General features: G+C 71.2%; 10 protein-coding genes. 4 read left to right on the forward strand and 6 right to left on the reverse strand.

Features of this window, described 5'->3' with window-relative positions:
* From BU198_RS13115 to BU198_RS13140, 6 genes are all read right to left on the reverse strand, one after another.
* On the reverse strand, positions 1 to 323 hold a 323-nt coding region (locus BU198_RS13115), incomplete at its 3' end, for a hypothetical protein (RefSeq protein ID WP_223244322.1).
* Between the two features lie 70 nt (positions 324 to 393).
* Positions 394 to 663, reverse strand: a complete 270-nt coding sequence (locus BU198_RS13120) for a hypothetical protein (protein WP_188297028.1) — start codon at positions 661 to 663, stop codon at positions 394 to 396.
* 165 nt (positions 664 to 828) lie between these two features.
* On the reverse strand, positions 829 to 1347 hold the full coding sequence (locus BU198_RS13125; protein ID WP_188297029.1) for a hypothetical protein: 519 nt from the start codon (positions 1345 to 1347) through the stop codon (positions 829 to 831).
* Between the two features lie 358 nt (positions 1348 to 1705).
* Positions 1706 to 1999, reverse strand: coding sequence for a hypothetical protein (locus BU198_RS13130; RefSeq protein WP_188297030.1), 294 nt, complete (start codon positions 1997 to 1999; stop codon positions 1706 to 1708).
* Positions 1999 to 2178, reverse strand: coding sequence for a hypothetical protein (locus tag BU198_RS13135; protein ID WP_188297031.1), 180 nt, complete (start codon positions 2176 to 2178; stop codon positions 1999 to 2001). The genes BU198_RS13130 and BU198_RS13135 overlap by 1 nt, the downstream gene beginning before the upstream one ends.
* A gap of 2 nt (positions 2179 to 2180) precedes the next feature.
* Positions 2181 to 2534, reverse strand: a complete 354-nt coding sequence (locus BU198_RS13140; protein ID WP_188297032.1) for a hypothetical protein — start codon at positions 2532 to 2534, stop codon at positions 2181 to 2183.
* A gap of 187 nt (positions 2535 to 2721) precedes the next feature.
* Here BU198_RS13140 and BU198_RS13145 point away from each other — a divergent pair, with 187 nt between their 5' ends.
* The 4 genes from BU198_RS13145 to BU198_RS13160 all read left to right on the forward strand — a co-directional run bounded on the left by BU198_RS13145 (position 2722) and on the right by BU198_RS13160 (position 6344).
* Positions 2722 to 3051 (forward strand): GntR family transcriptional regulator, encoded by a 330-nt coding sequence (locus BU198_RS13145; RefSeq protein WP_188297033.1) that lies wholly within the window; start codon positions 2722 to 2724, stop codon positions 3049 to 3051.
* 166 nt (positions 3052 to 3217) lie between these two features.
* Positions 3218 to 4246, forward strand: a complete 1029-nt coding sequence (locus BU198_RS13150) for an AAA family ATPase (protein WP_223244323.1) — start codon at positions 3218 to 3220, stop codon at positions 4244 to 4246.
* 50 nt (positions 4247 to 4296) lie between these two features.
* Complete coding sequence (locus BU198_RS43785; RefSeq protein ID WP_317620100.1) at positions 4297 to 5436, forward strand: HAD-IA family hydrolase; 1140 nt, start codon at positions 4297 to 4299, stop codon at positions 5434 to 5436.
* Entirely contained in the window at positions 5433 to 6344 is a 912-nt protein-coding gene (locus tag BU198_RS13160; RefSeq protein ID WP_188297035.1) for an NAD(P)-dependent oxidoreductase, read from the forward strand. Before BU198_RS43785 ends, BU198_RS13160 begins: the two co-directional genes overlap by 4 nt.
* Positions 6345 to 6675: the final 331 nt, after the last annotated feature.

Consider the following 6675-nt stretch of genomic DNA (forward strand, 5'->3'; position numbering starts at 1 on the left):
GGGCGGGCGGCGGGCGCGGCGGCGGGGTCGGCGGCAACGGCGTTGCCCTCGGCGGCGGCGGCCGCGTCGTTGACGGCGGCCAGGTCGAGGTCGGCGGCGAGCTCGGCACGGGCGGCGCGGGACCAGCCGCCGTCGCCGCAGTCCGGGTCGACGCTGTTCAGGGTGTTCAGCAGGACGCCGGCCTGGATGACCGCGCCGCCGACGACCTGGACGTTGGTGATGCTGTTGACGACGTCGCCCCAGGCGCCGGAGGAGGTGGTGCTTTCCGGGGTCTGAATGACGCTGCCGGGGATGACGGCGCCTTCGATGCGGTTGATGATCACGGGGTTCTCCTGAGGGGTGTCGGTCTCCGGGGCCGGTCCGGCGCCGGGGGGCCTTCGTGTCGACGCGGGGTCAGCGGCGACGGTGGAGCCAGCGCAGGCGCTCGGCGGCGTCGGCGTTGCCGTCGGCGGTGAGGACTTTGTCGACGTAGTCGCTGATCTCCTCGCCTCGGGCGTCGCGGCCCCGGGCGGTCAGCGCGGCGGCGAGGGTCCCGGTGCGAAAGGTGTCGGCGGCCTCCTGGTCGCCGGCGGCGACGGCGGCCTCGATGTCGCGGGTGAGCGCGCGGTGGCCCTGGAGCTCGGTCACGGTGTTGGCGGCGGCCTTGCGCAGACGCTCGAACATCGGCGGGTCTCCTTCGTGGTGGAGGGGACCTGGGTGGTCCCGGGGCTCCCCTCACCGGTGCGGGCGCCGTTCGGGCGGCCGTGCGGTCAGGGCAGCTCCGGGCGGGAGCCGGTGGGACAGGGGCCCGGGCGGGCGACGGGGTGGTGCCGGCCGTGCGCCGCAGGGCTAGTGCGGAGCGGTGGGGTAGGAGCCGTCGCCGTAGCGGCCGGAGGGGCAGATCCAGCGGGGGCCGCCCTCGAACGGCGACCAGCGCTCGACCGACTGCTGCTCGTCGGGCAGGCGCTCGGGCTCGGCGGCCGCGGCGTCGACGAACCGGCCGGGCACCGGCAGGTCCGCGTCCGGCAGGACGGTGGTGCGCTCCAGCACGGTGTCGGCCGCGGCGGCGGCCTCGGCCGCGAACTCCTTGGCGGCGTCGACCAGGTCCAGGCTGACCGGCCGGTCCTCGTCGTCGTCGGCCTGGGCGAGCAGCGCGTCGGCGCCGGCCGCCAGCAGGGTCTGCCAGTCGGCGTCGGTGATCTTGCCGTCCCAGCGGACCAGGGTGGTGCCGGTCAGGCGGGCCAGGCGGCGGGCGGCGGCGCGGCGGACGCGCTCCGGGCCCTGCGCTTCGGTGACCCAGGACCAGGACGAGGCCGTGGTGCGGGCGATGTGCTCGGCCTGGCGGCGGCCGGTCAGCGTGCGGGACATGCGGGTGCCTCCTGGATCGGGGCGGGACGGGGGAACGGTGGTGGCGGGGCCCTGGCGGGCCCGCCGCGCCACTCCCGGCCCCGTACCGGCATGGGCATGCCAGGACGGTTCCGAGAGGCAGGCGGCGGGAGACTGCCGAACTCCATAGAGAGGAGAAGGGGAGGGCTACTGGCCGGGGCCGGAACCGCCGGCCTTCGCGGCGTCCCTGCGGGCCTGGTCCTCACGCATTCGGCGCAGGGCCTCGTCGGCCTGGTTCGAGAGGACGGTGATCACCGGCCGCCCCCCTTCGAGTCGGCGGGCGGCTTGGGCTTGTCCTTGCCGTCGCCGTTACTGAAGGCGCGGCAGTTGCTGGCGATGGTCACCGCGCACCCCCGTCGTCGGCGTGCTCGGTGTACGGCCGGCCGAAGTTCCGGCGCGGGGCGGAGTCAGGCCGGCTGTACGGGTCCGCCGAGACCACCCGGCGCCCGTACCGGTCCGTGCCCGCCGGGGCGGCCGGGGCCTGCGCCTCACGGTGGTGACGCCGGGCGGTCGCCTCGTCGTAGGAGTGCCAGCCGGAGGCCGACATCCCGCCCGTACGGGTCGACGTCCCGGAGCCGGGCTCGCCGGACGAGCCGCTGCTGGAGCCGAGGCCCAGGAAGGAGCGGATGCCCATCAGGACCGACCCCCCGCCTGCTGCGGCACCGGCTGCGGGGCCTGCTGCTCGCGCAGCCGGTCCGCCTCCCGGTGGGCCCGATCCGCGGCCGCGGTGGCCTCCGCGGCGGAGCGCAGACGCTCCGCGATCACCGCGTCCAGGGCGGCGACCTGCGCCGCGTCGAACGACTGCTGCGCCATCGTCAGCACCTCGCCATCTGCGGCTGCGCGCCGCCGACGAGCCGGGTGATGGCGTTCTGGACGAACCACGACAGATGGGCCCAGCCGGTGCGGCCGGCCTTGGCGAGGTGCTCCTCGGCCTGCCGCCAGACGTCGGCGACGAGCGCCGACACCGTGGTCTCGTCGGCGGCCGGGGCGACGGCCGCGAGGTCCCGGGCGATGAGGGACCGGACCCGGCCCTCGTACTGGATCTGCAGCGGGGCACTGCGGTGGTCGGCGAGGGCGTCGACGATGCTGCGGGCGCTGAGCTGCTGGGGGTGGAGCGTCAGGGTGGCCCCGGTGCGGCCGGCCGGACGCTTGTAGGCGATGCTGGTCATGCGGATCACTCCCTTGATGAGCTGGTCCGTGGAGGCCCCGGTGAAAGCTGTCCAGGCGCACCGGGGCCTTGCCGTTTTCACGAGCACTTCCGTGTTGGCTTAGCCAGCTTAACTGATACAGTTCCACCTGTGTCAACTAAGCTGGTGAAGCTGTCTATGACGAGGAGGTGCCCCTACGATGTGGTTCATGACTGATCAGTTCGCACAGCCCTACCAGCGGATCGTGGAGGACGTGCGCGATCAGATCCGTCTGGGTAGGCTCCGGCCGGACGACAAGCTACCCAGCACCCGCGAGCTGGCGAATCACTACAAGCTCGCCCCCGGAACGGTGCAGCGGGCGCTTGGTGAGCTGCGGTCCGCCGGACTGATCTACTCGCACCAGGGCAAGGGCAGTTTCGTCCGGCAAGCGCCACCGAGCGAGCCTTCGGCGTCGCCCGAGGTCATCAAGCTGCAGACACAGATCAGCGCATTGACCGCACGCCTTGAACGGGTCGAACAGGCGCTCTTCGGAACGTGATCCACGGACACTCCCTTGGGGTCGAATTTCGATACTCAGATCAAATCCGACCCTGCGGTGACAGGCCATCACATCCCTGTGGTGAGATCCGTACTCAGATCCATCAACACGTTTTCAACATCCCCATACACATGGGTTCCGGAGCTTGAACCATAGGCTCCCAACCATGACGAAAGCCGAGGGAGAGGCCATGGCAAAGGCACGTCCGGGGTGGCGCCCTGACAGACTGCGAGAGCAGCGTGAAGCCCATGGCCTGACGCTTGAGCAGGCTGGCGAAAAGCTGCGCCAGGTTGCGAGCATCGCACGGTTGAAGGACGTGCCCGCCGCCAATCCACAGACTTTGTGGCAGCACGAGCAGGGCGAGGTCTACCCGGGCGTGGCATACCAACGGGTGTACTGCTTGCTCTACGGCATCACGGACTGGGAGCTCGGATTCCGCAACCCCCTGCCCGGCGAAGAGCCGAGCAAGCTTGGGCTGACATCATCGAACGACAAGCACACGGGGGCCCACGTCCTCGCTGTCGAACGCGCTCTTCTCAAAATCGCGGGCGCCGATCACTTCGGCATCTCGCAGCGAATCATGGATGCCTGGCGCCGCCGCCACACCGGCGGGGACCCGCACCAGCCCACACTGATCCTGGTCGGCGGCTATGCGGGATCGGGGAAGACCGAGCTCGCACGCTTCCTCTCCGAGATCAGCGGATGGCCGCTCCTGGACAAGGACCCGATGTGCCGCCCCCTCGTGGAATCGCTCCTGGTCGCTCTCGGCTCGGACCGTAACGACCGGCACACCGAGACCTACCGCTCAAGGGTCCGACCGCTCGAGTACGAATCTCTGCTCGCTGCGGTCAACGCCAACATCGACTGCGGCATCTCCTCGATCGTCACCGCGCCCCTCGTCGCCGAATTCAGCGATGAAGGCTGGATGAGGCGCCTCGAGAGCCGCTGCAAGGCCCGCGGGGTGACGGTGGCACCGGTGTGGGTACGGTGCGACATCAACTCGATGCGGGACTACATCAGCTATCGCTCAGCCGCACGCGACACCTGGAAGTTGGACAACTGGGCGGAGTACGTGGCAGGCCTGAACGTGGAGCTCCGGCCGGTGGTCGACCACATGGTGGTGGACAACCGGCATGGTGCCGCAGTGGCGATGGCCGACCAGGCACGGCTGGCACTCGGGGCGGTACGCGCATGACGCGGCGCGGGGTAATTCTGTACGGGCCGCCGGCTTCCGGGAAAGACACGGTGACGGGCGCCCTCAGCACCGCCGACCCCGTCTTCGCGCTGTTCTCCAGGGTGAAGATCGGCCCCGGCCGGACGGCTGGCTACCGGATGGGGACGCCAAAGCTCCTCGCCGAGCTGCGTGCCACGGCGGGGGCGGTGGTCTACGAGAACAGCAGGTACGACAGCACGTACGTGACGGACCGACCGGGGCTGGACGCCGCGGTCGCGGCCGGGGTGCCGGTGATGCACCTGGGCCAGATCGATGGGGTGCGGACGGTGCTGGACGGCTACCCCGCCGACTGGCTGACGGTGCTGCTTTGGTGCCCGAGGGAGTCGACGGCGGAGCGATCGGCGGGCCGGGGTGACACGGACACCGCTGCGCGTCTGGCCGCCTGGGATGCCACGCAGGCGGACCTGGAGGCCAACGCCGGATTCCGGTTCGATCTGGTTGTCCGCACGGATGCGGCGTCACCCGAGCAGGCTGCCGAGCGGATCCGCCAGGCGCTCGCCGAGCGCGGGCAGCGGCTGCTGATGCTGGACTTCGACGACACGCTGATCGACCGCCTCGGCGCGGTGACGGCGTGGATCTCCGGGTACTGCGCCGCCCACGGGGTGGGTCCGGATGTCGAGCGCCGGATCCTGGGGGCCATGCGGATCCGCGCGGATCTGCGGACGTTCGAGGGCCTGTGCGCCAAGTTGCCGTTGCCGGAGTCCGCCGATCAGCTGTGGGCCCGCTACAACGCGGAGTTCCCGGCAACGGTCCGGCCCTTCCCCGGCGTACCGGACGCGCTGGAGACGGTCAGGACCGGCGGGTGGCAGGTCGTCGTCGTCACCAACGGCGGCGGCGAGATCCAGCGCGCCAAGCTGAAGGCGAGCGGCATCGACGGCCTGGTCGACGGGGTGTGCATCTCCGAGGAGGCCAGCGCCCGCAAGCCGGACCCAGCAATCTTCGAAACGGCTGCCGCGAGCGTGGGCAGCAGCCTCGCGCGGGGCGGTTGGATGGTGGGGGACAACCCCGCACTGGACGTGATCGGCGGCCGCGCGGCCGGACTGCGCACCGTCTGGGTCTCCCACGGTCGGCCGTGGCCCGGGGGCGCGGAGCCGGACTACGTCGCGCTGGACGTCCTGGACGCCCTGGACCACGTCCGAGGTGCCCAATGACAGTTCGACGGGTCACGCTCGGTGTCCTGCATCCCGGGAGTATGGGCGCGGCCGTCGCGGGGTGCGCCCTCGCAAACAGCGGCCAGGTCCTGTGGTGCCCGCAGGGGCGCAGCGAGGCCACTGCGGCCAGGGCGGAGCGGGTGGGTCTGACGGCGGTGCCGACGTTGGATGAGCTGGTGGCCCAGGCGGACGTGGTGCTCAGTCTGTGCCCGCCGGCTGTGGCGGAGGATGTTGCGCGAGATGTGGCCGGGCTCGGTTTCGCCGGCCTGTACGTGGAAGCGAACGCGATCAGTCCGCAGCGGACGGTGCGGATCGCGCAGTTGCTCGGCGGGACGGCCCGCGCGGTGGTCGACGGTGCGGTGGTCGGCTCGCCGCCGGTCGGTACGAAGCGGCCCCGGCTGTACCTCTCCGGGCCGGTGGACGAGGTCGGGTTGGTCGAGCGGCTCTTCTCCGGCACTGCGGTGTCGACCCACGTACTGGGCGAGGAGATCGGGCAGGCCAGCGCGCTGAAGGTGTCCTACAGCGCGTTCCAGAAGGTCTCCAGGGTGCTGGCCGCACTGTCCTACGGTCTCGCTCGGGAGCACGGTGTCGACCGGGCGTTGCTCGATGTCGCCGGTCAACGAGCCGGCTCGTACCTGACGGAGACGGGCTACATCGGCAAGACCGCTGCCCGGGGCTGGCGGTGGGGCCCCGAGCTGGAAGAAGCCGCAGACACGATGGCCGCCGTTGGCCTCCCGGACGACCTGCTCCGCGCGGCAGCGTCCACGCTCAGCAGGTGGGACGACGCCAAGGACACCGCCCTGTCGGCCGACCAGGCACTGGACGAGCTGCTCCGCGCGGAGGCCGAGTTGTCCAGCCGACACGCGGAACCTGAACGGTCCGAGGAATCCGGGAGACGAATAAGCTGATCCGGTCGCCCGCACGGGCGTCACCAAGGTCCAGAAACAGCAAAAGCAGCCCAAGATTGGCGTCTGGGGGCTGCTCAGCTGTCTACTCAGTCGTCTCCGACGGTACCAAAGGTACCCCGGCTTCGGCGAGAGACACCCGTCTCTCGCTCGCTAGGGCTACCCCGAAGGCCCGGCCGGTGGCGACGCCTTTCGAGAGGTAGCGCCCCGTTGTTCCACCCCGTCACCCCGCGGCGCGGCCGTGTCGTCCCGGCCCGCCCCGCCCGTTCCTCCCAGTCGCTCGACCGCTCTGCCGTCCGCTGGATGCCGCCCGCAACTGGCGGAGCCTGTCCAC

Source organism: Streptomyces sp. CBMA156, from assembly GCF_014596515.1.
Classification (GTDB): Bacteria; Actinomycetota; Actinomycetes; order Streptomycetales; family Streptomycetaceae; genus Kitasatospora.

Coding starts and splice junctions, on each gene's coding strand:
- BU198_RS13160 (WP_188297035.1), top strand. CDS start 5,433: ATGACAGTTCGACGGGTCACGCTCGGTGTCCTGCATCCCGGGAGTATG.
- BU198_RS13145 (WP_188297033.1), top strand. CDS start 2,722: ATGACTGATCAGTTCGCACAGCCCTACCAGCGGATCGTGGAGGACGTG.
- BU198_RS13135 (WP_188297031.1), bottom strand. CDS start 2,178: ATGGCGCAGCAGTCGTTCGACGCGGCGCAGGTCGCCGCCCTGGACGCG.
- BU198_RS13120 (WP_188297028.1), bottom strand. CDS start 663: ATGTTCGAGCGTCTGCGCAAGGCCGCCGCCAACACCGTGACCGAGCTC.
- BU198_RS13150 (WP_223244323.1), top strand. CDS start 3,218: ATGACGAAAGCCGAGGGAGAGGCCATGGCAAAGGCACGTCCGGGGTGG.
- BU198_RS13125 (WP_188297029.1), bottom strand. CDS start 1,347: ATGTCCCGCACGCTGACCGGCCGCCGCCAGGCCGAGCACATCGCCCGC.
- BU198_RS13140 (WP_188297032.1), bottom strand. CDS start 2,534: ATGACCAGCATCGCCTACAAGCGTCCGGCCGGCCGCACCGGGGCCACC.
- BU198_RS13130 (WP_188297030.1), bottom strand. CDS start 1,999: ATGGGCATCCGCTCCTTCCTGGGCCTCGGCTCCAGCAGCGGCTCGTCC.